This is a genomic window from Paenibacillus sp. FSL R7-0313 (genome assembly GCF_037969885.1).
Classification (GTDB): domain Bacteria; phylum Bacillota; class Bacilli; order Paenibacillales; family Paenibacillaceae; genus Paenibacillus.
Window position 1 is genome coordinate 5,516,574 of the sequence record NZ_CP150219.1, and the last position, 24,966, is coordinate 5,541,539.

Annotated in this window: 29 protein-coding genes; 3 read left to right on the forward strand and 26 right to left on the reverse strand. The window is 42.7% G+C overall.

What is annotated here, in order from left to right; all coding sequences use genetic code 11:
- Position 1 precedes the first annotated feature (1 nt).
- The 10 genes from NSQ38_RS23815 to NSQ38_RS23860 all read right to left on the reverse strand — a co-directional run bounded on the left by NSQ38_RS23815 (position 2) and on the right by NSQ38_RS23860 (position 9,284).
- Entirely contained in the window at positions 2–532 is a 531-nt protein-coding gene (locus NSQ38_RS23815) for an AAA family ATPase (protein ID WP_339784380.1), read from the reverse strand.
- Between the two features lie 12 nt (positions 533–544).
- Positions 545–1,030: an N-acetyltransferase family protein gene (locus tag NSQ38_RS23820; protein ID WP_339784382.1), complete on the reverse strand. Its 486-nt coding sequence runs from the start codon at positions 1,028–1,030 to the stop codon at positions 545–547.
- Between the two features lie 74 nt (positions 1,031–1,104).
- Entirely contained in the window at positions 1,105–1,455 is a 351-nt protein-coding gene (locus tag NSQ38_RS23825; protein WP_339784384.1) for a DUF952 domain-containing protein, read from the reverse strand.
- Positions 1,456–1,484: 29 nt separating this feature from the next.
- Positions 1,485–2,015, reverse strand: a complete 531-nt coding sequence (locus NSQ38_RS23830; protein WP_339784386.1) for an AAA family ATPase — start codon at positions 2,013–2,015, stop codon at positions 1,485–1,487.
- Between the two features lie 193 nt (positions 2,016–2,208).
- Positions 2,209–3,273 carry a polysaccharide deacetylase family protein gene (locus NSQ38_RS23835; protein ID WP_339784388.1) on the reverse strand — a complete coding sequence of 355 codons (1,065 nt, stop codon included), beginning with the start codon at positions 3,271–3,273 and terminating at the stop codon, positions 2,209–2,211.
- A 218-nt stretch (positions 3,274–3,491) separates the two neighbouring features.
- Positions 3,492–4,544: an ABC transporter substrate-binding protein gene (locus NSQ38_RS23840; protein ID WP_339784390.1), complete on the reverse strand. Its 1,053-nt coding sequence runs from the start codon at positions 4,542–4,544 to the stop codon at positions 3,492–3,494.
- Positions 4,545–4,652: 108 nt separating this feature from the next.
- Positions 4,653–5,627: a galactofuranose ABC transporter, permease protein YjfF gene (yjfF, locus tag NSQ38_RS23845; RefSeq protein ID WP_339784392.1), complete on the reverse strand. Its 975-nt coding sequence runs from the start codon at positions 5,625–5,627 to the stop codon at positions 4,653–4,655.
- Positions 5,617–6,660, reverse strand: a complete 1,044-nt coding sequence (locus NSQ38_RS23850; RefSeq protein ID WP_339784394.1) for an ABC transporter permease — start codon at positions 6,658–6,660, stop codon at positions 5,617–5,619. Before NSQ38_RS23850 ends, yjfF begins: the two co-directional genes overlap by 11 nt.
- A 4-nt stretch (positions 6,661–6,664) precedes the next feature.
- Positions 6,665–8,176, reverse strand: coding sequence for a sugar ABC transporter ATP-binding protein (locus NSQ38_RS23855; RefSeq protein WP_339784396.1), 1,512 nt, complete (start codon positions 8,174–8,176; stop codon positions 6,665–6,667).
- Positions 8,177–8,261: 85 nt separating this feature from the next.
- A complete protein-coding gene (locus NSQ38_RS23860) occupies positions 8,262–9,284 on the reverse strand; it encodes an ABC transporter substrate-binding protein (RefSeq protein WP_339784398.1) in 1,023 nt (340 codons plus the stop codon).
- Positions 9,285–9,527: 243 nt separating this feature from the next.
- On the opposite strand from NSQ38_RS23860, the gene NSQ38_RS23865 reads away from it, so the two are divergent.
- From NSQ38_RS23865 to NSQ38_RS23875, 3 genes are read left to right on the forward strand one after another with little or no spacing between them, the layout of a single operon-like run.
- Positions 9,528–11,339, forward strand: a complete 1,812-nt coding sequence (locus NSQ38_RS23865) for a sensor histidine kinase (protein ID WP_339784400.1) — start codon at positions 9,528–9,530, stop codon at positions 11,337–11,339.
- A gap of 5 nt (positions 11,340–11,344) precedes the next feature.
- On the forward strand, positions 11,345–12,934 hold the full coding sequence (locus NSQ38_RS23870; RefSeq protein WP_339790682.1) for a response regulator: 1,590 nt from the start codon (positions 11,345–11,347) through the stop codon (positions 12,932–12,934).
- Positions 12,927–13,892, forward strand: a complete 966-nt coding sequence (locus tag NSQ38_RS23875) for a substrate-binding domain-containing protein (RefSeq protein ID WP_339784402.1) — start codon at positions 12,927–12,929, stop codon at positions 13,890–13,892. The genes NSQ38_RS23870 and NSQ38_RS23875 overlap by 8 nt, the downstream gene beginning before the upstream one ends.
- A 453-nt stretch (positions 13,893–14,345) precedes the next feature.
- Here NSQ38_RS23875 and NSQ38_RS23880 read toward each other — a convergent pair whose 3' ends face one another.
- The 16 genes from NSQ38_RS23880 to NSQ38_RS23955 all read right to left on the reverse strand — a co-directional run bounded on the left by NSQ38_RS23880 (position 14,346) and on the right by NSQ38_RS23955 (position 24,893).
- The gene (locus tag NSQ38_RS23880) at positions 14,346–14,870 is read right to left on the reverse strand and encodes a GNAT family protein (protein WP_339784404.1); all 525 of its coding nucleotides are present in this window, start codon (positions 14,868–14,870) and stop codon (positions 14,346–14,348) included.
- 37 nt (positions 14,871–14,907) lie between these two features.
- Positions 14,908–15,231: a hypothetical protein gene (locus NSQ38_RS23885; protein ID WP_339784406.1), complete on the reverse strand. Its 324-nt coding sequence runs from the start codon at positions 15,229–15,231 to the stop codon at positions 14,908–14,910.
- 45 nt (positions 15,232–15,276) lie between these two features.
- Positions 15,277–15,723, reverse strand: coding sequence for a GNAT family N-acetyltransferase (locus NSQ38_RS23890; RefSeq protein WP_339784408.1), 447 nt, complete (start codon positions 15,721–15,723; stop codon positions 15,277–15,279).
- Between the two features lie 182 nt (positions 15,724–15,905).
- Positions 15,906–16,844, reverse strand: coding sequence for a hypothetical protein (locus tag NSQ38_RS23895; RefSeq protein ID WP_339784410.1), 939 nt, complete (start codon positions 16,842–16,844; stop codon positions 15,906–15,908).
- A 34-nt stretch (positions 16,845–16,878) separates the two neighbouring features.
- Positions 16,879–17,706, reverse strand: a complete 828-nt coding sequence (locus NSQ38_RS23900) for a methyltransferase domain-containing protein (RefSeq protein ID WP_339784412.1) — start codon at positions 17,704–17,706, stop codon at positions 16,879–16,881.
- Positions 17,707–17,771: 65 nt separating this feature from the next.
- Complete coding sequence (locus tag NSQ38_RS23905; protein WP_339784414.1) at positions 17,772–18,707, reverse strand: acetamidase/formamidase family protein; 936 nt, start codon at positions 18,705–18,707, stop codon at positions 17,772–17,774.
- An 84-nt stretch (positions 18,708–18,791) separates the two neighbouring features.
- Positions 18,792–19,271, reverse strand: coding sequence for a DinB family protein (locus NSQ38_RS23910; protein WP_339784416.1), 480 nt, complete (start codon positions 19,269–19,271; stop codon positions 18,792–18,794).
- A 33-nt stretch (positions 19,272–19,304) separates the two neighbouring features.
- On the reverse strand, positions 19,305–20,102 hold the full coding sequence (locus NSQ38_RS23915; protein ID WP_339784418.1) for an AAC(3) family N-acetyltransferase: 798 nt from the start codon (positions 20,100–20,102) through the stop codon (positions 19,305–19,307).
- Between the two features lie 85 nt (positions 20,103–20,187).
- Positions 20,188–20,727 (reverse strand): AAA family ATPase, encoded by a 540-nt coding sequence (locus tag NSQ38_RS23920; RefSeq protein ID WP_339784420.1) that lies wholly within the window; start codon positions 20,725–20,727, stop codon positions 20,188–20,190.
- Between the two features lie 54 nt (positions 20,728–20,781).
- Positions 20,782–21,264 (reverse strand): DinB family protein, encoded by a 483-nt coding sequence (locus NSQ38_RS23925; RefSeq protein ID WP_339784422.1) that lies wholly within the window; start codon positions 21,262–21,264, stop codon positions 20,782–20,784.
- A 29-nt stretch (positions 21,265–21,293) separates the two neighbouring features.
- On the reverse strand, positions 21,294–21,950 hold the full coding sequence (locus NSQ38_RS23930; RefSeq protein WP_339784424.1) for a DUF4367 domain-containing protein: 657 nt from the start codon (positions 21,948–21,950) through the stop codon (positions 21,294–21,296).
- A 40-nt stretch (positions 21,951–21,990) separates the two neighbouring features.
- Positions 21,991–22,545, reverse strand: a complete 555-nt coding sequence (locus tag NSQ38_RS23935; protein WP_339784426.1) for a helicase — start codon at positions 22,543–22,545, stop codon at positions 21,991–21,993.
- A gap of 79 nt (positions 22,546–22,624) precedes the next feature.
- A complete protein-coding gene (locus NSQ38_RS23940) occupies positions 22,625–23,020 on the reverse strand; it encodes a VOC family protein (RefSeq protein WP_339784428.1) in 396 nt (131 codons plus the stop codon).
- Positions 23,021–23,051: 31 nt separating this feature from the next.
- Positions 23,052–23,579, reverse strand: coding sequence for a YfiT family bacillithiol transferase (locus tag NSQ38_RS23945; RefSeq protein ID WP_339784430.1), 528 nt, complete (start codon positions 23,577–23,579; stop codon positions 23,052–23,054).
- A gap of 299 nt (positions 23,580–23,878) precedes the next feature.
- A complete protein-coding gene (locus NSQ38_RS23950; RefSeq protein WP_339784432.1) occupies positions 23,879–24,280 on the reverse strand; it encodes an NUDIX hydrolase in 402 nt (133 codons plus the stop codon).
- 55 nt (positions 24,281–24,335) lie between these two features.
- Positions 24,336–24,893 carry an HAD-IIIA family hydrolase gene (locus tag NSQ38_RS23955; RefSeq protein ID WP_339784434.1) on the reverse strand — a complete coding sequence of 186 codons (558 nt, stop codon included), beginning with the start codon at positions 24,891–24,893 and terminating at the stop codon, positions 24,336–24,338.
- Between the last annotated feature and the right edge of the window lie 73 nt (positions 24,894–24,966).

Sequence of the window (24,966 nt, forward strand, 5' to 3'; positions counted from 1 at the left end):
GTTATTTCACCCGATATTTCTCATTATTTATAATTTCACTTACTATCTCAGGTAGTTGTTCTTCTGTAAAATGATTCGTATACAGCTTGTTATCACTTCTCAAATCCAGATGATTTTCAAAGTCATCCAGCAGGATTAAACTTCTTTCTTTCATTTGATATTCTTCTGCTCTTAGACGGTCTCTACGAATAATGGTTTGACGATCAACCATTAATACAACATAGATTATGCGAACATGATAGTCTGCCAATTCTGTCATTAACCCATCCATGTCTTCCGGAAGGGCCACATAGTCCAGCACTACATCGTATTTATAATCCAATAAGTTTTTCACTAGGCTAGATATATTTTTCCAAGTTAAGTCGTTTGTATCCTTATCAAGCCAGGGTTTACCTCTCCCTTTGACCGGAAAATGACTAACCGCATCTCCAGAAATGTAGGCACTTTTATCTAAAGTCTGAACCAGCAGCTTGGAAGTTGTAGATTTCCCTACTCCAGGGGGGCCAGATATAATATATAGGTTTTTACTCATTTCTTATTCTCCTTACAATATCTTTTGGAAACTTCCAATATCCAGTTTTCTATCGAATTTATATCCAATCTCTTTGAACAGAGCACATTGTTCATAACCATTTCTCTCAAATAATGATTTACTTCTTGTATTCTCCATGCAAATTGTCGCAATTAAGGTATGGAATCCTTGTTCTTTTGCAACCTTCTCAATGAAACCTAGTGCTTGTTTCCCCAAGCCTTTTCCCAAAATATCGTGCTTTAGATATATTGTGACTTCACCACAAATGTCATATGCCTGTTTACTCTTATATTGGGTGATCAGAACATAGCCCATCATTTGATTGCTTTCAAGCATTACATAAGTTTTATACCGTGTATCTTTGTTCATTACAGAGGATTTAATCTGATCAAGATTTAATTCCTCCGTATGAAACGAAATCGTTGTATTCATTACATAATAGTTATAAATCTCTCTAATTTCAGGGAGGTGCTGTTCGGTTACCTCTTCAAAAGTCACAGTCGTCAATTAGGTTCCATCCTCTTCTGTTCAATTTCTTCAACGAAACCAGCGTCTATCCAAGAAATCTGACATCACTGCATGTTCTCTAAATCAGGAGGTAGCGAAAATCTCCCTTCTTCATTAGGCTCAAAATCATATGTATGAGATACAGCGTCAAGATTTAACTCACCGTAAATATGAGGATATTCCCTGCCTTCATTATACAGATCTTCCCATATAACTTCTGATTTTATTTTAGATGCATCCAAGCAAAGTAATACTAACCCCTTTGTCCCGTGGTAATTATAATTAGCCACAGCTACGATCTTATCCACAGGTGAGCAATGAATAAAACCTTCCTTTTCTAAAGATACTGCTCTGTATACCCCATTGATCAACGCGGCCTCCCAATCTTTTCTTGAGAGTACATGTACAATCATCATCCTAAAATCCTCCTTAATAAAAAAGATAATTATTTGGATAGGACCTTCTTCAAAATGAGTTCTATGATTTCACTAGTCTCCAAATGATCGGTAATAATGCGAGTTTGAAATTGTTCATCCTTGAAAGCTCCAACACACTTTGGTGCTTGTTGATACTGCCAGCCTCCATATTCATCTCCGCGTTTAGCCAAACGATGATAAATCGTCTCTTCTGTAGCCGTTAGGCAAAAATGATGAATGTCCTGATCGATCTCTTTCAACCCGTTATAAATGTAATTAAAGTTTTCCTCTTTATAGATGGTCATGGGGACAATTAAGTGTCTGTTGTATTTCTGCTTTACTTCTTTAGCCGTCTTTACGGTTAGAATTTTCCATAGATCGATATCTTGAAAATCATCCGTACGTTCCCTTTCCTCTCTACAATTCTCCGGAAGAAGTTTTCTGAGCATATAACCTATTTCTTCAGGATCGTAGATTATGCTATTTGCAATCAAAGGTAGAAGTGCTTCTGCTGCAGAAGTTTTCCCCGAACCAAACGCTCCGTTAATCATAATGATCATTTGATCAATCCACTCCTATTCCATAAATAGTTTCAATACAAACCAAATTCTTCCTATCCTCAATTTCATCCATTATAAATGTTTTTCTTCCACTTTTGTGTTACAAAATGTCCAGAAACATGATGAAATCCCATTGGATTAACCCAACGGGATCTCATCATCGTGCATTATTTTTCAATCAACCTTGAGCTTGTTAATGTATTTCCAAGTAATCAATATAGATATCCCATGTACCGTCATCGGCTGTTACAACCAACTCAATGACCTGATTTCCCGTTCCGTGGCTGATATTATTCAGGGTATAGACCGCTGGAGAGCTCCCGCCAAAGTAAAAGGTTCCCTTCGTCTGTCCGCCAATCTTCAAATCAACTCTCGCCATGTTGGCATTGTTTGAAGCTCCACGAAGTGAAAAATTGTGTGTGCTCGTTGCAAAATTCTGAGTATATTTAACCATATCATTGTTAGCATAAAGGACCACGCCATTGAAAGGAGAACTGATATTGCCGGTGTATTGCCCACCTTTGGTCATATTCTCAGCTTCCACTTTGGTTCCGTTACTTGGCGGATTCGTAGTGCTACTATCGGGTGCAACTGCCCGACCGGTCGTTGATGAGATCATGCCGGAGCAAAGGCCACGATTCTTCAGATTTTGTGCAATCTGTGGAATGGCTTGAAGTGTCGTCTGGTACTGATCATGCATTAGAATGACGTCACCACTTTTCATCGTGTTCACTGCTGCTACAATCTGGGCTGCGCTGGCACCATTCCAGTCTTGGGAATCTACGTTCCACAGTATTTCCTTCAGGCCGTTTTGGCTCACAACGGATTTCAAGGTTGCATTTGTCGCACCATAAGGAGGTCTGAACAGTTTAGGTGAACTGCCGGTAATGGACTGGATTGTCTGCTGTGTCCGTGTAATCTCTGACGACATCTGAGAGCTGTTTAATGTGGTCATGTTTGGATGTGTATACGAATGATTGCCAATCCACATACCAGCTGCCACCTGGGCAGTAACCAGCGATTGATTATTTTGCGCATTTTGCCCAACATTGAACATCGTTGCCCGTAAACCAGCTTGCTTCAACGCGTTAAGCATGTTTGTTGTGTTTCCAGATGGGCCATCATCAAACGTCAGACCTACATAACCATTCGGACAACTTGCATCTGCAGCACGAGCATCGGGCACCGCCGGGATAGAAAATAAGGTACCGAAAAGTGCGAGAGATATTACCGCCTTTGCTAGCTTTACTTTAAACATAAAATTACCTCCTCATAATATATTCACAGCATACTACCTTCTACACTCCCTCTCTTTATCAAACTCCCACCTTGAAAAAAGCGCTTTCAAATGTACGCAATCCGCTGCGTACTTTCTCATAGATAAGAACTTTTAGTTCAAGGTGAGTTCAGTATAAACGATAACTTTATTTAAAGTAAATTGAATTTTATCCAAAATGTTCTATTTATTCACGTATTCTAGAATCGCCTGTTGTACATCTCCCGTTTAGCACTCTCCTGTGTAAAAATGTCCTCCGGGGGCACCATGCGCTTCGGGAGTGTACGCCCTGCAATAATTTCTTTTGTAGCCTGCATAAGCTGAGGACCAAGCAGCGGGTTACATTCCACCACAGCGTTGATTTTCCCACTCGCCAGAATTTCAAGTGCTTTGCGGGAGCCGTCCACCGAAACAATGATAATGTCTTCTCCCGGCTTCAGCCCAACTTCTTCTATCGCTTGTATGGCGCCAAACGCCATTTCATCATTATGGGCAAAAAGAACCTGCGGCCGTTTGTCTTCCGGGACCTGAAGGAATTCTTTCATCACTTGTTTCCCAGTGTCCTCCGTAAAGTCGGCAGGAGCACTTTGTGAGAAGATGATATCTGCTCTGGTGTCAAAAATGCTTCTAAAGCCCTCGCCACGCTGGATAGAGGGTGTAGAACCACTCGTGCCTTGCAGTTCGGCAATCCGGATCAAACCCGGATGATTTCGCATCCGATCCTGAATGTACTTCCCGGCCTTCACACCTTCCTCATAAAAGTCCGATCCAATCGTTGTTACAAAAAGTGAAGTATCTTTGACATCAACTGACCGGTCTACGATAATCACGGGTATACCTGCATCCCTGGCCTCCTGAAGAATACCATCCCAGCCCGATTCCACGACCGGTGCAATGGCAATGACATCCACCTTTTGCCTGATGAACGACCGAACAGCCTCGAACTGTTTCGTCTGAGACTGTTCTGCATTTTTTATTACAAGGGAGATTCCCGATTCAGCCGCAGCATTCCGAATAGACGTGGAGTTTGCCAGACGCCAGGCACTCTCTCTGCCCAGTTGTGAAAAACCCAAGACAATCGGTTTCGTAGAGGTATCCCTTGCTACCGCTGATTCCATCCATTCCTCAACGGAGGGAAGAGTTTCCAAGTTGTTAGACGAGATGGGAGGAGGAACAGATTCAGACTCAGGGGTCGTGCAGCCGACAAGCAGCAGTAGAATGAACAAACACAACCCGTTCACATGTCTTCTCACTCACGTATCCCCCATCTCCATGTTACGCTCAGCATTCACCAATGCAGAGCGCATATTGTTATATCATTGTTTCGGTATCCGTGTTCAATATCATTTCATTCGATCAATTTAATGCAGTGATTTCGAGGATACTCGCCGCCCGCTAAGAAGTCGCTGGAACAAAATAAAAACAAACAGCATCAGACCAATCACAATTTTGGTCCACCATGAGCTGAGCGTACCTTCGAAGCTAATTATAGTTTGGATAGCCCCCTGGATCAATACACCAATAAAGGTTCCCGCTACATACCCCACACCACCTGTTAACAAGGTGCCTCCTATCACAACAGCCGCGATGGTATCGAGTTCAAGACCCATGGCGTGTAATCCATAACCGGATAACATATAGAAGGTAAAGACAACACCGGCAAGCGCGGAGCACAAACCGCTGAACGTGTACACCAGGATTTTGGTACGTGCAACCGGCAGTCCCATGAGCAACGCGGATTGCTCGCTTCCGCCGATGGCGTAAACGTTGCGCCCAAACCGGGTGTAATGTGCCAGGTAGATCGCGAGTAGTACAATAACCAGTGCAATAATCACATTAATGGAGACAAAGCTGCCCCCTGGCAGGGAAATTTTCGCCTGCGCAACCTGTGTGTAAAATGGATTCGTAATAGTAATGGTGTCGAGACTGATGACATAACACATCCCCCGCGCCAAAAACATGCCTGCCAATGTCACGATGAAAGGCTGGATTTTGAAGTAGTGGATGATCGCCCCCATGACTGTGCCAAACAACGCACCCATGACAAGCACCATAGGTATAACAATCGCAGGCGACCACCCTTGCTTCTCGACCAGACTTGCGCTAATGATGGTCGTCAGCGCAATTACAGAACCTACCGACAGGTCGATTCCTCCCGATACAATCACAAAAGTCATGCCAATCGCCGTGATAATCAGAAAGGCGTTATCAATGAGAAGATTAAGCAGTACCTGTGTAGAAAAGAACCCCGTATAGCGGAAAGAGCCTATGGCAAACATCACGGCCAGCAAACCGAAGGTGACAAAAACCGGGAGATACTTACGATTAAGAAACATGGCGGTTAACCCCCTGTTCGGCTGGAAACTTCCGTTTTTTCCAACGGATCACCATGGAATTGCGGAATGAATCGGATTGAATCAAACATACGGCAAGTACTACAAAGGCTTTGACAACCAGCGTAACTTCTGGCGGGACTCCAATCATATAGATCGTCGTTGTTAAGGTTTGGATAATGAGTGCTCCAACGACGGTACCCATTAGATAGAAACGACCACCATTGAGCGAAGTACCCCCGATGACGACAGCAAGAATGGCATCAAGTTCATACCAAAGACCCGCGTTATTTCCATCCGCACTGGATACATTTGAGCTGAGAATAAGCCCGGCAATGCCGGCACACAGACCACAGAAGACATATACCGTGAGAATAACTGTTTTTGAACGAATACCTGCCAGTTGGCTCGCGTTTGCGTTACTTCCGACCGATTCGATAAACAGTCCCAGTGCCGTTTTTCTCGTCAACAATGAGGCAACTATCAGCACAGTTAATACGATGAAGATGGAAAAAGGTAATGCTGCAAGCGAACCTGCCCCGATATAGGCGTAGTTTGCGTTGGATACAGTAATAATCTGTCCACTCGTAATCAATTGCGCAATCCCACGTCCAGCTACCATCAGAATAAGCGTTGCAATAATGGGTTGGATTCGGGCGACCGAAACCAGCGCCCCATTCCATATGCCCAAGATCAGTGAGAGACCTATAGATAATCCAAGTGCACCCAACACAAGCCCGAACGAACTCTGATCTACTCCTCTGCTGATGCTCATACAAGCCACGGCACCGGAGATCGCTACAATGGAGCCCACGGACAAATCAATACCTCCGGTCGCAATCACCAGTGTCATACCGATCGATACCAGAATTAAAGGCGCTCCAAAATTGAGAATATCAATCAAGCTGCCATACAGATTCCCTTCACGCATGACGAGGGAGAAGAAATCCGGAGAGTACAGCAAATTAAAGATTAAAAGTAAACCAAGCATACATAACGGCCAAAACAAATGATGTTTACGCATCTTGCCCGCCATCTCTTTAACCTCCTGCCATTGCTTTCATGATTTGCTGTTGATGGATCTGATCCCCGCTAAGTTCTTGCACTTTTTTGCGGTCCCGGATTACGGCAATCCGGTGGCTGACACGAATCACTTCTTCCAGCTCGGACGAAATGAACAGCACGGCCATGCCCTGCTTCGACAGAGAGAGCACCAGCTTCTGTATTTCAGTCTTGGCACCGATATCAATTCCACGCGTAGGTTCATCGAGAATCAACAGATCGGGGTTCATCAGCAGCCACCGTGCAAGCAACACCTTTTGCTGATTACCGCCGCTCAGATTTTTAATTAAATGCTCCGGGTTTTTCGGATGGATATTTAACAGGTTGATGTACTTTTCGGCGATCTCATCCTGTTTCTTGCGTGAGATTGGTTTGGACCAGCCTCGTGTCGCTTGTAAAGCCAGAATAATGTTCTCCCGAATGGTCAAATCATCGATTATGCCTTCGGTTTTACGGTTCTCGGAGCAAAAAGCAATATTCTGATCAATTGCATGACGCGGCGACTTAACCGTACTTCCTGTATCTACAACGAGTAGTTTGCCTTCATCTGAACGATCTGCACCAAAGAAAAGGCGAGCGATCTCGGTACGACCAGACCCCAATAACCCAGCCAAGCCGACGACTTCTCCCTTGCGAATGTCCAAATCAAACGGCTCAATTGCTCCTTTGCGTCCAAGTGCCTTAGCGGTAATTAACAGTTCTCCCGACTCCGCCTGGGCAGCATCCGCTTCCTTCGGAAGCTCCTCAAGCACCTCAAGCTCCTTGCCGATCATCTTGAGCACCAGTTCCATGCGTGGAAGTTCTGCGGCTATGTACTCTCCTTCCAATTCCCCGTTACGGAGCACCGTGAGACGATCCGACATTTCGTATACCTGATCAAGAAAATGAGTAACAAAAAGAATCGCGAGACCTTCACTCTTTAATTTGTGCATAATACGAAACAGTTGCTGAACCTCGTTTTTGTCCAGACTGGATGTGGGTTCATCCAATATGAGCACTTTTGCCGAGATGCTGAGTGCTCTTGCAATTGCAATCAGTTGTTGAATCGCGACGGAGTAGGTCTGTAAAGGAGCCTTAACATCGATGGACAGATGTAATCTGTCTCGCAGAAGGTTCTCCGCATCTTTGTTCATTTGCTTCCAATTGATTTTGCCAAATCGCATCGGCTCCCGCCCGATGAAAATATTCTCAGCAACCGTTAAGTTCGGACAGAGATTGACCTCTTGGTAAACGGTACTGATTCCCGCCTTTTGCGCTTCAAGCGGACCGGAGATCGAGAGATCACGGTTATCCATGGTTACCGTTCCTTCGTCAATGGAATAAACGCCGGTCAGAACTTTAATAAGCGTCGACTTCCCCGCTCCGTTTTCACCCATCAAGGCATGAATCTCGCCCGGAAACAAGCGAAAGCTGACGCTGGATAGCGCTTTAACCCCGGGAAATTGTTTGGTGATGCCTGTCATTTGCAAAATCGGTGCTTGCTCGGCCATATAACCCTCTCCTTTGTTATGGAAAAAAGTCATTTAGCGACAGCCTGGTCGAAAAATGACTTTTCGGTGTTATACGAATCTGCTTTTAATATTCGCGTGTTGGCAATGCTTCTTTGGCTTGCTCCGATGTGAAAGTTGTCTCATCCGTAACGATTCGGGGTTCGATGTCTTTCCCGTCCACTACCGCTTGAACCGCTTCCATTAATTGAGGTCCTAACAACGGATTACATTCAACGATAAAGTTGATTTTGCCATCAGCAGCAGCCTGCATCCCATCCTTCACGGCATCCACAGAGATAATGGTGATATCTACGCCTGGTTTCAGTCCTGCCGCTTCAATGGCCTGAATTGCACCAAGTGCCATATCGTCATTATGTGCATAGAGAACATCTATTTTTTTATGTGCTTTGAGGAAAGCTTGCATGACTTCTTTGCCTTTGGCACGTGTAAAGTCACCTGATTGTGAAGCAATCACTTTAAGCTTCGAATTGGAAGCAATCAATTCCATAAAGCCCTCTTGACGGTCATTCGCTGGTGCGGAGCCTGTTGTACCCTGCAGCTCAACGATATTGATCTCGTCTTGTGTGTCCTTGTATTGGTCACTAAGCCACTGACCTGCTTTGCGTCCTTCTTCTACAAAGTCGGAGCCAATAAAGGTTTTGTAGAGGGTTTTATCTGGCGAATCCACAGCTCGGTCCGTCAAAATGACGGGAATGCCTGCATCCTTCGCTTCCTTCAATACAGTATCCCAACCGGATTCTACAACAGGGGAAAAAGCAATCACCGTCACCTTCTGTTGTATGAAGGATCGCAAAGCTTTAATTTGATTTTCCTGCTTCTGTTGCGCATCGGAGAATTTCAAATCATAACCCGCTTCTTTGGCTGAATCCTGAATCGACTTGGTATTCGCCGAACGCCAGCCACTCTCCGCACCAACCTGCGAAAAACCAAGCGTAATTGTTTTGGCGCTGGCAGGTGTACTGCCATTCCGACTCGTTGAAGTTTCATTATCGGAGCCTGCTGCTCCATTGGTACTGCTACATGCCGTGCTGACCAGCATCACCATAGCCAATGTTATGGCAAGTCCCCACTTTTTTTTGGTTCGCATGTTGTGATCCTCCCTTTTTTCGTTTCACCTTATGGTGTGACCACATTATAGAACGCTTTCATTCCGAGCTTATATGGAGTCTCATACTTTATTTATGTAATAATTTAGTAATTTCAAAAAATGGAGTTTAAAAAGTGTAATTTCTTTGTTTAATTGTGTAGTATTTAGCGATTCTCTTACATATTAGAAAATCATGTTATACTAATGATACATTTTTGATCCCTTCAGATGGAGTGGAATACGTTGAAACTCATTCAATGGATTGCTTCAAGCCTCAGGCTTAAATTACTCAGCATGTTTATCATCCTCAGTTCAGTACCACTGATCGTGGTTGGATTGATTTCTTACCACAAATCCTATACGGTCGTATCCAATCATAACAAGGCATCGACACAACTGGTTGCCGACCAGCTTGCCAGGAATATTGACATCTTGTTTGAGGATACGGAACGGCTGCTTGAACTGGGCAAGAACCCGCAAGTGCTTCAATACCTGTATTCTCAATCGGAGTCCTACCCGGAAGCCAAAGCCATCCTTCAGACATACAATCTTTATCGGGAAACCTACAAGTATGACAAGGTACTTAATATCTCGTTCGTGAATTTCTATGGAAAAGGCATAAGTGAACGAAAAGGCGTGTTCAAGCTGGAACGAAATCCGCTGCGTAACCCGTACTTCAAGTATCTGATACAGTATCCGGATGCCATTCTGCGCATCCCTCATTCTGCAGCCTATGCCGAATATAACAGGCTGGATGGGTTTGCTTACCCTAAACAGAATGCGCTTTCAATTATAACCACGGTCAAAGAGCGGATTACGCATGAGGTCATCGGGTTCATCGTAATTGATTTGAATGATTCGTTCATTGATGATTTTTTGACGAATACCCCCATTAAGGATTCCGGTTTTTTCTATATTAGTGATCAATACGGAAATACACTCTTCAGGCCGGATGCCACCCCGGCATCCATAACCATGATGGATCAGATCCGATCGATTCCTTTACAGCTACAGCACGACAGCTTTATCCTGTCTGCAGGATCCAAGCCCCAGTTTGTTGTATACAGCACCTCAAAACAGACCGGATGGAAAATGATCGGGGTAGCTCCTTATCAGGAAATCATTGCAGAGGCCAATAGCATTCGCCAATTGATCATCATTACCGTTTTGTTAAGTGCGTTCTTTGCAATATCGTTATATTTTTTCCTAAATAATCGACTGATTCTGCCCATCCGAATTCTGATGAACAAGATGCGTAAAGCTGCAAACGGTTACTTGGAAGCCAAAGTCACACCACACGGCTCGGACGAAATTGCTGATCTGGGCAAAAGCTTCAATGTGATGCTGGATAAGCTCAAAACACTAATTGAAAAGAGCATTCGAGAGAATGAACAGGTGAAAATAGCTGAACTACGCACGCTGCAAGCTCAGATCAACCCTCATTTCCTCTATAACACGTTGGAATCTATTCTATGGATGGCTGAAGCAGAGAAAAAGGAAAATGTAATCAAACTTGTGCAAGCCCTCTCGAAGTTCTTTCGTTTGAGTCTGAACAAAGGATTCGACTGGGTATCCATTCAAACCGAGCTTGAACATGCGCGGAGTTACTTGGTTATCCAACAGATGAGGTACCACGATATTCTCACCTACGAGATCAGCGTTGATCGTGAGCTTCAGGATTATCCCATTTTGAAAATGACGCTGCAGCCCCTGATTGAGAATGCGCTCTACCATGGGATCAAGAACAAACGCGGTCAAGGGCTGATATCCATACACGGATATGTAGAGGACAATAGCATCATTCTGACCGTACAGGATAACGGAATTGGCATGTCTGCGGATCGATTGGCACAATTACGTGAAGAGCTGGAGAAGCCGGCCGGTTCCCGTTCACCCCAAGATGACGAGCAGGAAGGCGGATTCGGTCTGCTCAATGTACATCACCGGATTCGACTCTATTTTGGAACAGCTTATGGCGTTGAAATGGAAAGTACGCATATGGAAGGCAGCACATTTATGATTCGTATCCCCAAAAGCAAGGAGGTTAACCGTTGAAAAAGGTGATGATCGTGGATGACGAAATTGGAATTCGGGAGAATATACGTAGCTGCATTGATTGGGAAAAGGAAGGTTTTCACTATTGCGGGGATGCACCCGACGGCGAGCTTGCGTTACCTTTAATTCATGAATGGGCTCCGGATATTCTGATTACGGATATCAAAATGCCATTTATGAACGGATTGGAACTGACCTCCATCGTTCGCACTCAACAACCTGATATCAAAATCATTATCATGAGCGGTCATGATGAATTCAGCTATGCCCAGGAGGCCATCCGTCTTGGTGTGACCGAGTACTGTCTAAAGCCCATTAGTGCAGCAGAGCTAATCCAAATGCTGCATAAGGTCAGCAAACAAATGGATGAAGAACATCAACGCATGACAAACCGGACGATCACCAAAGAAAAACTGCTGGCCGATCTGTGCGGAGGACTCATCGGTACAACCGATGCGATTGAATCAGCCAAACAACTCTCACTTCCTCTCTCGGCCAGGTTTTATACGATTGTCATTATCGACGTTCGATTAACAGATGAATCCCGGGATTCAGAATCCCTGATGAAGAAGCTGATTCCCATACTGGAGGAAACTCGTGATCCCCACGTTGAACTTCTTCCCTATATTCGAAGCCGGACAGAGCTCGTGCTTCTGCTCAAGTATCACTCCGATGACAGCATATCCGTATATCTGGAGCAGCTTCGCGGGCGGGTTCGTATTGAACTTGAGCATACGTTCAAATGTAATATTATTCTGGGCATTGGCAGTCAACAGGAGCGGCTGCAAGGAATTCATGTCTCATATCTGGAAGCGGAGGAGGATAAATATATTAATCGACTCACCCTTCAGAACAGAGCTTCTCTACATGAAAATAACCTGGATGAGCAAACGACTCTTTTTCTCGACAGGAATTCGTTTCTTGAATTTCTCAAAATCGGCAGCCCCAATCAGCGTGACCATTTTGTGGAGGAGTTTGCCGCTCCATTACAATCCTTGGACTGGAAGTCCTCCTCGTATGGCTTCTATCTGTTGAATGATCTTACGCTGGAGTCGTTCCGGCTTGCGAATCAGCTGTTCCGCATGAGTGACCATTCGGATGAGAACATTACTTCCCTGCAACAGACGATTCGGAAGATTACGAGCTGGGAGGATTGCACCCAATACCTGTGTTCCCTACTTAACTTGTTATGGCAGAGAAGAGCAGCTTGCTCCGGAAAATACAGTGATGTCATTGATCAAGTGAAAGCCTATGTATCCCGTGAATACAATAACGAACAGGTCTCGTTGAAGATGATTTCTGCACACGTCAGAATCAGTCCAAGTCATCTAAGCAAGATTTTCAGTCAGGAAACCGGTCAAACGATAACGGAATATCTAACCCAGATTCGAATCGGTAAAGCCAAGGAGTTACTGAAAACAACCAACAACAAAACCTTTGAGATTGCTTACAAAGTTGGTTACAACGACTCTCACTATTTTTCAAATATATTCAAGAAAACAACAGGCTTTACACCAAGAGAATACCGAACTCAAGGAACCGAGGAATCGCAAGCCAGACCATCAGATATGAGAAAAGAGCCCATGTATGAATAAAGCCAGATTTGCACTTTTACTTACACTAATACTGCTGTTCCCGATGATCATTTCATCCGGTTCTGCACACATTCGTCCACAACAAATGGCTGCAACACTTCCTGCAACTTCACCTGTAGAGAAATCTGCAGCGAGCAAAACTTTCGGTATTATCTATCCAATGACGTATCCAACCTATGAGATGATCACGAAGGATGCAACGGAGTATGCAGGGAAACACAATATCACGTTAATTGTAAACGCTCCTGATGAAGCCAATACCGAACAACAGATCCGTATCATGGAGAATATGATTAAACAGCATGTGGACGGAATCGCTATATCTCCTGTGGATGCTGCTGCACTTACACCCGTTATTGATGCAGCCCAAGCTGCGGGTATTCCTGTCATTACATTTGAGTCAGATGTCCCATCCAGTCATCGAATCGCTTATGTGGGCGCCGATAACTATCGCACTGGCCAGCAGTTCGCGATGACAACTACAAGACTTCTGCATAATCAAGGCATGATTCTTGTCGAGAATGGTTTGGAGGAGATGCAAGGTTTGCAGCAGCGGCTTAATGGATTCATTGATTATATCCGCAGTGAAACAGACATCGAAATCTTGGAAGTTCGTTATCATCAAGGGAATGAAGATCAAGCCATGTCCGATATGGAGAACATGATTCAAGCTCACCCTCACTTCAATGCGATTATCGGGCTCGATTTTGTTTCTGTCTCTGCTTCTACCCTGATCTGGAAAGCAAAAGGCCTTAACCGGCATTTAATCGCGTTCGGTGATAGCCCGACCAGTGAAAACGGGTTGCTCAACGGTCAATTGTCTGCCGTTATTTCGCAGAATGAAGGAGTCTGGGGTGCCAAAATGATGGAGACTCTGTTACTTGCAAGCGACGGTGTGCCTGTGAAGGAATTTATTGATACGGGGATCATTGAAATAAACCAGGAAGCAATTAATTAAGGGGATGTCCTCCTGTCATTCTGATGACAGGAGGACATCCCCTTTTAAATTTTCGTACACGTAGTTATTACATCCGTTCATCGAAGGGTTTCTCATGAAATATGACCTTTTTCTGAGAGTTGCTCATATCTATCCTTTACGTTTAAGCTTCATAATGAGCCGATCCAGGATGAACCCCACTCCGCCCCAAAAAATCAAATGTAACAAGTATATTAAAGGCCTGAACAATGAGTTCGTCTCTGGATTTGTATTTATTTTGATCAACCAGTCATTCAGCAACGGATTTATAGGATTCGTTAGGTAAATCAGAATATTCTTATCATCATTTCCTGATAGATTAATGAAACATACGGTTAGCGAGAAAATAACAAACCAAAAAGTCAGCTTTTTCAGTAGGCTCAGCATGACGAGTGGGAGAACCTCCTCTCAAGTATGATGATCGCTTTTGAGATGCTATTTTTTCCATTCATTTTCTAATATGCTCATTTCGATAAGATTCCAGAAGGTATCTTCATATCTTCTCGCATCACGAATAAGTCCCTCTTGTACAAAGCCCGCTTTTTCATAACATCGGATGGCTGAGACATTAAAATCAAATACGCCCAGACTGATCCGGTGTAACTTCTCCTCTTCAAATCCAATTCGAAGTGCCTCATCGATCATTTGCTTCCCATAACCTTTACCCTGATATGGCTTGCCAAGTAGCACCTTACCGATACGCCCTGAACGATTATATCGATCAATCCCGCCAAGAGCAATATGTCCCACAATCTCCTGAGTCGATTCATCCATCACTTTATAAATGAACTTGTTTGAAGTGTTCTTATCATTGGCACCATGCAAATAATCCGATAGCTGCTCTCTGGAAAGTGGATATTGGAACTGAGGACCGGCCCACTGGAGCAGAAATGCTTCATCCCCACTCCATTCGATTAGTTGTTCAAAATCTTCCGGTTCAAAGTATTGGAATGTAATCATATCAATCTTCCCTTTCTTTTTTATGTCATATCATAACCTATTTCAGTTCTCTTGTGTCGTCATAATTATGAGTTTCATCAAACGCTTTGTTTCTTATATTCATTTCACGGATGGAGTTCTGAACCCAATTCATTGTACTAATTAAACAGATAACTCCACCCAGAATGCATATCGCGCCTATCCAATAATTCAGTGCAAAATTCACTTGATAATCACTCGGAGTATAACTGCCAGCTGCTGCTGACTGGAATGCTGCATAGCCTAGCTTGGGAATCACCTCTTCAATCATTTTCGAGATCGTAATAATCACAATTCCTAACATGATAAAGAGTAATGAGAAAATAATGTGTACATGCTTCAAAGACAAGCTACCTCCTTTACAATCCACATCGCGTGTGTTTTGGCACTACTTGCATCTTAGAAGCCGAACGACTTCGCCATCAATCAGCCCTTCACTTACGCTGTGAGAACCAAGTAATTCATACAGATTTCCGGCGATACCATTTTCCGGCCTGTGTCCAATCATGATGCGTTTGCAATTCTGCGATTCTTTCATTAGATCAATTAACTTCCTCAATGCTTCTCTTCCATAACCTCTGCCCTGATATTTTGTATCTATCATTAGAGCAAAATGCCAGTAGTTATCCTCATGATCCGGCTTATCTGAGTACACAGCAAATCCAACCAGATCCGAGTCAAAATAGATGGCCATGGGTTGAAAGTCTTCCACTACTTTGGATTCAGCAATCCAATATACAACCGGAGCGGGAAAACTTTTTTTCTGTTCTTCCGTTACATTCAGATGAGTACATGCATACCAATTATCCACCGATACACGTTTTAAATGAATCATATATTGAAATTCCTCCTCGTGAAAATTACACAGAGGAATCCCTCGGAACCCTTTCTTGGGTCCTCTGCGCTAGACAAAAACACCTCTGGCAACTTTATTTCTTCTACTCAGATTCGTATTGTTTCTCATATCACATCACTCCTTTCACGTTGTTGTGTAAACTTCTCCCAACTTCAATTAATTTATGCTAAACCTTTGATCTCTAATAGTTCAGGAGTATGTGTCACAAGGTCAGCTATTTCATAAGATGCATTAACTGCTAATGCATCTTTAACTGCCTCTGTCCCTCTTGTCTTCCAGATCGAATATATCCACTTGGAAAAACCATATGTATTCATGTGGTGACCCCGTTCCTGTATCTGCATAAACAATTTCACACTTTCCTCATACCTTTCAATATCCTTTAAAATACAGGCCAAATTGTTCAACGCAATGTTGATATCTCTCTGCGAATTTCTAGAGACATTAATATCCTCCCAGCTACCGACCACTTCATCTTTTCTTGAAGTAGGCATTGCTCCATCATTGATTTCATCAATCCAGTCCATCGTTTCGTTTACAAGAGCTTCGACTCCCGCAAAATCCCCGGCATGATAAAGCCTAGTCAGACGTTGTTTGTTATACGTAATTCGGGCAAAAAGAATATTGGACCATGTCTCATCTTCTTGTATGAGTTGGTTCATATTGTCAAGCACACTGTCCATTTCACTGTACCTCTCCAAAACCCAAAGCGAACCACCCAAAGCCCGATGGCTCTCGAATCGAACACCTCGGTTGGTATCCAACTTCGGGGCATGATCACAGGCATATTGGTACCAATCCATCCAATGGTCAAAGTAGTTTCCCAGAGATAATGACAACGCTTGTGTTGAATCCGAAACAATCCAGTGTAACTGCTCCGGAGCGAGATTTTCTTTCCCCCATTCGAAGAATGCCCGGTGATTGGCATAAAGCAGTTCCGGCTCTCTTAACAAGGCATAACCGTCGGAAACATTCCAGTAGACCCAGCCTCGTTCATTAACAGACAACTTTCTGGATTGTTCGTAGTTTTTTAGTAACTCAATCATACCCTGATGATCCCCTCGAACTACTAATTCCTGAAAAGAATGAACGATATTCATCCCCATCCTCCGTCCTTAATTAGTTTCAATTCAGCTATATCAATGGCTTCTTGCCGCAAGCTGTAATGAAATTCATCATGGCATAGGCTTCCCGCGAATGATTTATCGCTTCAGAAGCTTGTTGCAGCTGAGCAAATTCCTCCGAACTGATCACACCTTTTTCAGCAAAATGTACAAAACGATTAAGATTAAACTGCTGCTTGAACCCTTCAATACCTAACAGATCACTATGTTGAAGGACAGAATCAATGTCAACATCGATGTATCCGTTCCCAGAAAGGAGACGCGGCAGACTTCTGCCAATTAAACGATTACCGCCGTGTTGTGCCACATAGTCCGAAATCTTCATTAATACCGTATGCAAAGCAGGAACATCAGGATTCACTGCTCCAAAAACGCCGTCATCCACATCAATAATGGCAAGACGGCCGCCAGTCTTCAGTACACGATATATCTCTTTTGCAGCTTCGTCAGGATTGTTCAAGTGAAGGAAGATAAGTCTTGCCACCACAAAATCAAAAGAATCATCCGGCAGATCCATCTGGTAGATGGAAGACTCTACAAATTGTAATCGCTTGGAAGGAACAGCTTTCAGCCGTTCTTTGGCTTGTGCTTGCAGTGAACGATCGATCTCAAGAGAGGTAAGCTCACTGTCCGGCAAACTGTTCAATAGTTGCTCTGTAATGTAACCTGGTCCGCTTCCGACCTCCAATACACGCATTCCATTTTTCAACCCATACCACTCTATATTTCGGAATTCTTTGGACCACCCCATTACCGCCTGCATCTTTAACCTCTCTAATTCCTCTTGTAAACTTAACACTGCCGTTTGGATACTGTATGTTGAACGCGGATCACTCATATATTCCCTCCTGTTCTTCTGTGGAAAAATAAAAACATCTAATAGAACGTATAACAGGCCTCAAGTTACTTAAAAGCATCATGTGGAAGGACAGCATGCACACCCTTCACGCCATTCACAATTTGGGTGATACGCAGGTCAATTACCGCGCTTCCAAGTGCAATCGCTTCCACTCGATCTAGTCCGTACAACTCACCCATCAGATTTAACATGCCGTCTAATGCTTGAACGGTAGCCTCATTCAGATCTTCATGAAAACCGAAGGTAATCCAGCCGGATGGCGTATGTGCACGAGGATTGGTCAAAATCATATCCTCAATCACGTTGATCGTGATATCGACAAGCTCCATTGCACATTCAATAGCCTGACAGCTGACTTCACCATCTCCCTGCCGTGCATGACCATCACCAATCGCGAGATAACCTCCGTCTACGGGAATAGGTAAATATAATTTACTTCCCTGCACCAGTTCCTTGCAGTCGATGTTCCCTCCACAATAGCGAGGTGGCCAAGTCGTATGAATCCCTCGTGACTCTGGTGGCATTCCCACTACACCCATAAACGGCGAGAGAGACACCGTAAAGGATTTTCCGTGTATTTCACAAGTTCCACTCATCGTTTGACGATCAAGTGTCCAATTCAGCGACAGTTCTTCAACCTCTGTTAGATGTAACTTATGGTTCTGCCAGTTCGGATATCCGCCAGCGGAAGTAAACCCGTAACTCCCCGGTACGATCTCATTGAAAACAATCTCCAACGTCTGTCCTTGCTTCGCCTCATCGATATAGATCGGACCGATTAAGGCATGACCTCCATCTTTTTCACCTTGTCGATCAAAAGGTTTCATGCGTTCCGTATAACTCACACCCGTTCCCCAGCCCGCATCCAGCGTCTGAAAACGAATAGAATCACCAGATTTCACGCTCAAAATGGGAGTTACCTCATTGGTAAATGAACCAATCAGATTTTCCTGAGTTAATTCAATCGTATGACTACTCACTACAATCCCTCCCTGGTTTGGAATACGTATTATCAAAGCAAGCCACATGCTGCATTCCGTGCCGTCCCCAGCCTACTAACCCCTTTACGCTTCAAGGTTGGCAAGATATTTCTTCAACGGTTCCATATGATGCTGGTCATGCCATATAAAATCTTTAAGGTATTGGGGAATATAAAATACGTTACCCTCTGCGTCCAAATACGTCTGATGAAGCTGTTCCTCCGATAACCCTCGAATGTCATTCATAATTTTATGGCGGTACGTGATAGCCTTGTTTACGATTTCGGACGTCTCTGTGCGGTTACCAAATTCAATAGCTTTGCGATTAAACTCTTCAAAATTCATATGTTTCAACGTAACTGGCTGCTTCAGAGCAATCTTCTCAATCGTTTCCTTGTAAAAATATCGGTCCCATAACATGATATGACTGACGATGGATTTTATAGTCCATTTCCCTTTTTCCATGCTGGAATTCCAGGTCTTCTCTTCAAGATGATTCATCGTCTTGACAAACAACGCCCATTCTTCAAAATTTTGAAGCAAATGTTCAATCTCTTTAGTCATGATTACATTTCCCGTCTTTCTTTTTGAGATGATTCACTGCTCTATATGTTCTCTTCGGTTTCGATTCATCCATCCCAAAGCATAATCAACCATCTCTCTTTGGGGTATCAGATAACTCACAGCTTCCCCTACCATTCCTTCGGTAACAGCGTTAGTCTGGATCTTAAACTCATTAAAAATCAATTCAAAATCATCTGATTCATTGTTAATATCATCGTATGTAGTCCATTGTTCAATTCCATCCACCAGCATTTTTACTCCCCAGACTTTTGGCTTAACAAATGTATTCTGCTGTTTATACTCGGCCAGGTGCAAGGAGGTGTTACTATTTGTAGGCGCACCAAGTAACAGAATGTATCCACTCAAATCACAGATTTTTCCTAACGGAGATTTCTCATTTAATGCATAATGCAAGTTGTGATCTTCCATTATCCGTTTGGCCTCTTTCCCCCAGGCAGCAAAAGACATGTGCGGATGTGAGCTTCGAAACACACCATCTTGCCTCCGAAACACCTCAGGAATGATTCCCATATACGAGGTTGGTGTTAAATCAGGATAATAAATAGGCATGTTGTCTTTGATGAACTCAATTTCCTCTGAAGACAGGTTCGTATCATGCTCTGAAGGTTCACAAAGATGTTCTGTTTGAGTGGGCATGACAATGGTTCCATTGGTTCCTACGGCTTCTTCCAGCGCTAAAATAACACTTACCGGGCCGCCTATAACCTTACCTATTGCTTTGAAGGAGGAATGTACGATCACCGTCATGCCCTCCCTTACCCCCATTGACTTTAAATCATTAACTATACTTTTTCTTGTTTGTGACTCCATTGGATTCCTCATTTCACCCTCTAGACAAAAGCGGACAAAGTTGTTTATTTGATATCGATTCCACTACAGCTTCGTAATATCATCTTCACATATTTTTCGATGGTTCATGATGGGGCTTGAACAGCGCTACAATAATCTTCTCTGCACATTCTTCCGGTGTGTTCATACTTGTATCAATGGAGTAGCTATAGTTGATGTTTTGGGCCATGATTTGATGCTGCTCATCCGATTGCTCTTCTCTTCGATCCCCACGTTCGATGTTCCGCTGACGGCAGATGTCGAGAGGGCAATATAACTCAACGATATCCAGTGGATACCCTTCAAAAATCTGTTTGACTTGTTCATAATGCGGCGCGAGCTCTGGTCTTTCCACAAGTATGCCATCGATCAGAACATGCTTGCCATGGTCTGAAAATACTTTTGCCGTATGATACATCATTACAATCGCTTCACTCAGATACTTCCAGTAATTCGTCTGTAGATGTTTATCACCAATCGTATTTTCAAATAAATCATTAGCCACAACATAGAAAAACGGATCATCGTATGATTGCATCGCCTCTACAATTGAAGTTTTACCAGAACTGGTTACACCGTTCAAAAATATAATTTTGCCTTTTTCCATGATAGTCATCTTCCTTTGTTTAAGTATAATTTTATAAATGTAATATAGCGTGTACTACGTGTGTTTCATTGATTTTTTGAGCAGCATGATCTGGCCAATATGATAGGCGTTATGAATACATAGATTTGATACAACTCCCCACCATGGCGCGTTGAAATAGGAAGGGATTTCACGGGTCAATTTATGTTCTTCGCTATCTTCGAGTGCCCTGTTCCAATCACTAAAGACGGTTTTCAGTCTATGTAATGTCTTGCGCCATTCCACATCATTCAAGTTAGACAGATCTATGTCGAATGTATCCTCATTATTCACTGAATTCTGCCCGTCGACCTGTTCGGCAATATATCTCTCAAGCCACTTCTCATTCCAGAAAATAAGATGATTGACGATCGCCCAGATGGAGTGCTCCCCCTCATTTTTTACATAAGAGGCTTCCGCCGCATTGAGGTCTGTCAAAATATCATGAAGCGGTATAAACCAGCTCTTATCATGATAACAGGCATTTAATTGGTCTATGAGAATAGTTTTGTAACTCATCGTTGCACCTCACTCAGATAATATAAAATTTATCCGTTCATTGACTTCGCAATCTTCATCACAAGATCTTCTGACATGTTTCTGCCAATGATCTCGTATTGTAGTGCCTTCCCATGCATGTCCTCTTCGATCCATATCAATTGGGAAGTTTCATTATCGAAAATATAAAATGCTTGAACGCCGCGTATAGCTGTTTGTTTAACCGTAGTACCACCATGATCAGGCAATGCGATCCGGCTCTTCGTTGTCCCGAAAATATTAAGTTTATAACCACCGTATTCTTTATATGTGATGCTGATGCCCACAACCTTCTTATTGGGCTTCAGGTCTCGTATCACTACATTTCTGCCTGACCTGTTACTTTCTTCAATCATTTCATCGATTTCTTGCGGAGTTAAATTATCAAATCCATAAAATACATGAATGGCATCTATATCAGAATCAATCGGAAATTTCGGCTGCCATGGAGAATAATGTCGTTGCAATTGTTCCAAACCGTCTTCCCATGAAATGGGTGCATAATTGGTCTGTTGCGTGAAATGGTTCTCTATAACATCTGAGGTGTATATCGCCTTCCCTTCACCAGGCTTTAAGTCAATGACGATTCGGTCAATCGCATTATCATTGCGTAAGGATTCAAATTGAATTTTTCCAAGCACATCTCCGCTTTTGTTTTTGATATCCATTGATCTTCACTCCTTTCCTTTCAAAACATCTTCCTGATTCTCATACAATAGAAAGCCGAGCCCTACAGAAGATAAAACGATCATAAGGACTCCAAATATGCAAATGGTCGGCAAGATATCCTCGTAACCATAACTTATCGTTTATTCGTCTGAGATAAAAACCTTTTGGAAAATCAATATCCTCCGTAAGGGCTTCAGATGCTATAGTAATCGAGCCGGACGGAGCTTTGTTACCCTCTGAAATATTGGTAGAACATATCTCAGGCTGATCTAAATATTGCATTCTTAGATATGGACCTAACTCAACCGGACAACATTCTAGCCCAAGAGCATTTGCTCTTCGAAAGAGCTGAAAAGTCGTAGCACCATCCGAAAATCCAAGTTGTTTGACGGTTAACTCAATCGTTTGCAAGCTTTGCTTTCTACTGGAAACTATAAATCTCTCATCATTTAACAACTGTTCTCCATATTTATTCAATGAAATAGAGTATTGGTCCAGTTTCTGAATAAGCTGTGGCTTTGTTAAGCCGCCAACGTCTACCGTTCTTATTTCAAATGAACAGTCAGGGTATACGTTCTCATCTTCGATCAACATCCGTATCCCCCTAATCTAGTTCTGAATTCGTTTACATACAGATCCTAGGTAAGTGATAGCAGCAGACCAAGGCTCCTCATTAAAAATTCAATTCACAATCATGGTGTTCCCACACATCAAATAAGTTACCGTCCAGATCTTCTAACACAAAAAACTTCCCATACTGTCCCTCATCACTAACAGCCCCTACTTTCACATTCTCTGATGTTAAATAGTTATGTAAAGAACCAATGTCATCGGTGAAAAATGTAATGACCCATCTCTTTTTCTGATGTACTTCAAATGTCGCTCGTGTTTCATTATCGCTTTGGATCAAGTCCAAAATTGGGCGATCACCCCGAAATAAACTCAAATATCCTTCGCGTTGGTGGCGAATGTTAAATCCAAAATGTTTTACAAACCAGGCGGCTGACACTTCTAAATCTTTCACTGGAATTACATTATATGCTATGCCCAGAATCCTTCCATTCCCCATATGTTACCTCCACACTTGAGATGTATAAGACCTACCACCCCTGCGATGTTATACAAGATTTAATTTGAGCAATATGATGCTGCCCGTGCCATACAAATCTTTGAATCGCGATATCCAATGTAATTGTACCTAACACTTCTGTTTGGAGTTTTCGTCTAAACTGATCGGGATGTAAACCATACAACAGCGTGAGAAATCGCTTGTGTAGTATCTCCATCAGCAAAATTGAATCTTCGATGGGCGTATTCCTGTAATCATGTAATGATGCCCATAAATCCTCTCGATATGAGCTTGCCATCGGTTCATCTTCAGTTAACGCTCTCTTGAATCTGATATAAGCGTTCATGTCATTGTCCGCAAGGTGGTGCACAATCTGTGTGAACGTCCAACCGCCATCACGATAAGGAGTACAAAGTTGATCATCATTGAGATGTAGTGTAATCTCTCTTAAGGTTTTCGTAATTCCGGGAATTCGACCTATGCTGTGGATTCGGTCCTCATTAGAGAATTTAAGACTTGGCTCAAAGTGTCCTATCGGAAAGCGTACATTTTCATCCAAAGTTGACTACCTCTCCATTTCTCTACTATAGAACCAAATCATATCCAATATAACCCACAATGTTCCATTTGCGAAGTGTAAAATCAAAAAAAGAAGCAACCTTTGTTCTCGGGCTGCTCCTTATATTAAACTACTCTCATATCTGTATTTTGATTAGAAAACTAGCGCAATTAAACCTGAGTTACGAAGGCACAAGCAAATAAAAATCGCCCCTATCTTGGGTCGAATGGTGTTCGTCTAGAACATCGCTAACCAAGAGAGGAGCGACTTTAAGGTGGAGTCTACCATAATGAGTGACCTTATTCTGAAAATTCAATCAAAAATGGATGGCTTTGCTCATCTAATGCATTATGAATTCTGTCATAAAAATTTCCCCATGTTATCATTTGCTGAGCTTCTTCTAAAGTAAAGTAGCCCACTTCTTCACTTTCATCACTGGTAGTTAAAGATCCACCAATCGGTTTTCCAGTAAATATATTGTTGCATACGCCACGCGTTATGTTCTGATACAATCCACAAAATTTAATTAATTCAATGTCAATCCCAGTTTCCTCTTTCACTTCTCGAACTGCTGCCTGCCTAATCGTCTCTCCTTCTTCAACACAACCTTGAGGCATTTCCCAACCTCTTCGACCTTTCATGAGTAAAATCTCATTATGTTCATTGAGAACGATTACACTTGCAGAAACGATAAATTTCATTCTAATTCCTCCTATTAAATTTATTTTTTAAAAATTTATCTTACCTTAGTTAATCCTATCTTAGGTCCGCTTCAATCGTTCCTTCCAGACTAATAATATAATTAACTGCTTCTTCGAAATCACTTGCAATAAAATCCGCTTCTGTGTTTAACCATTTATGTCTGTATTTATTTAAAGCTTCATTCCCTGCTCCAGTCAAAACTAATATCTTTTTGCATCCAGCATGATGACCTGCTAAAATATCAGACCATCGATCCCCAATTACAATACATTTACTTAAATCTAAATTGTTTTTCTTAGCAGCGTCAAGTAACATTCCTGGGTTCGGTTTGCGGCATTCACATCTCTCAGTATGTTGATGCGGACATATAAAAACATTATCAAAGCCAAATTCTATCATTTCTCTTACAAATGCTTCTTTTGTAGCTTCACCTCTTGAAATACCGGGCTGATTCGTAAATCCGTACAGTTTAATTCCAAGTGTTTTTAATTTTTCCAGAGATTTTTTAGTGTATGGAAACAATTCAAATTCCCCCGGGTAAAGGACTTCATCTGAACCACCGATCGTTCCATCACGATCAATAAAAACTGCTTCTACATTGAACGCTCTCATAATTAACCTCCAAATTATCGGATTTTGATCATTTATAAATACATCTTCGCTAGACTTTCCGATAACGTTTCTG

Coding starts and splice junctions, on each gene's coding strand:
- NSQ38_RS23890 (WP_339784408.1), bottom strand. CDS start 15,723: ATGATTCATTTAAAACGTGTATCGGTGGATAATTGGTATGCATGTACT.
- NSQ38_RS23860 (WP_339784398.1), bottom strand. CDS start 9,284: ATGCGAACCAAAAAAAAGTGGGGACTTGCCATAACATTGGCTATGGTG.
- NSQ38_RS23950 (WP_339784432.1), bottom strand. CDS start 24,280: ATGAAATTTATCGTTTCTGCAAGTGTAATCGTTCTCAATGAACATAAT.
- yjfF (WP_339784392.1), bottom strand. CDS start 5,627: ATGTTTCTTAATCGTAAGTATCTCCCGGTTTTTGTCACCTTCGGTTTG.
- NSQ38_RS23925 (WP_339784422.1), bottom strand. CDS start 21,264: ATGAGTTACAAAACTATTCTCATAGACCAATTAAATGCCTGTTATCAT.
- NSQ38_RS23855 (WP_339784396.1), bottom strand. CDS start 8,176: ATGGCCGAGCAAGCACCGATTTTGCAAATGACAGGCATCACCAAACAA.
- NSQ38_RS23955 (WP_339784434.1), bottom strand. CDS start 24,893: ATGAGAGCGTTCAATGTAGAAGCAGTTTTTATTGATCGTGATGGAACG.
- NSQ38_RS23940 (WP_339784428.1), bottom strand. CDS start 23,020: ATGGGGAATGGAAGGATTCTGGGCATAGCATATAATGTAATTCCAGTG.
- NSQ38_RS23935 (WP_339784426.1), bottom strand. CDS start 22,545: ATGTTGATCGAAGATGAGAACGTATACCCTGACTGTTCATTTGAAATA.
- NSQ38_RS23900 (WP_339784412.1), bottom strand. CDS start 17,706: ATGAGTGATCCGCGTTCAACATACAGTATCCAAACGGCAGTGTTAAGT.
- NSQ38_RS23910 (WP_339784416.1), bottom strand. CDS start 19,271: ATGACTAAAGAGATTGAACATTTGCTTCAAAATTTTGAAGAATGGGCG.
- NSQ38_RS23930 (WP_339784424.1), bottom strand. CDS start 21,950: ATGGATATCAAAAACAAAAGCGGAGATGTGCTTGGAAAAATTCAATTT.
- NSQ38_RS23875 (WP_339784402.1), top strand. CDS start 12,927: ATGAATAAAGCCAGATTTGCACTTTTACTTACACTAATACTGCTGTTC.
- NSQ38_RS23815 (WP_339784380.1), bottom strand. CDS start 532: ATGAGTAAAAACCTATATATTATATCTGGCCCCCCTGGAGTAGGGAAA.
- NSQ38_RS23835 (WP_339784388.1), bottom strand. CDS start 3,273: ATGTTTAAAGTAAAGCTAGCAAAGGCGGTAATATCTCTCGCACTTTTC.
- NSQ38_RS23920 (WP_339784420.1), bottom strand. CDS start 20,727: ATGGAAAAAGGCAAAATTATATTTTTGAACGGTGTAACCAGTTCTGGT.
- NSQ38_RS23895 (WP_339784410.1), bottom strand. CDS start 16,844: ATGAATATCGTTCATTCTTTTCAGGAATTAGTAGTTCGAGGGGATCAT.
- NSQ38_RS23850 (WP_339784394.1), bottom strand. CDS start 6,660: ATGGCGGGCAAGATGCGTAAACATCATTTGTTTTGGCCGTTATGTATG.
- NSQ38_RS23880 (WP_339784404.1), bottom strand. CDS start 14,870: ATGATTACATTCCAATACTTTGAACCGGAAGATTTTGAACAACTAATC.
- NSQ38_RS23825 (WP_339784384.1), bottom strand. CDS start 1,455: ATGATGATTGTACATGTACTCTCAAGAAAAGATTGGGAGGCCGCGTTG.
- NSQ38_RS23915 (WP_339784418.1), bottom strand. CDS start 20,102: ATGGAGTCACAAACAAGAAAAAGTATAGTTAATGATTTAAAGTCAATG.
- NSQ38_RS23830 (WP_339784386.1), bottom strand. CDS start 2,015: ATGATCATTATGATTAACGGAGCGTTTGGTTCGGGGAAAACTTCTGCA.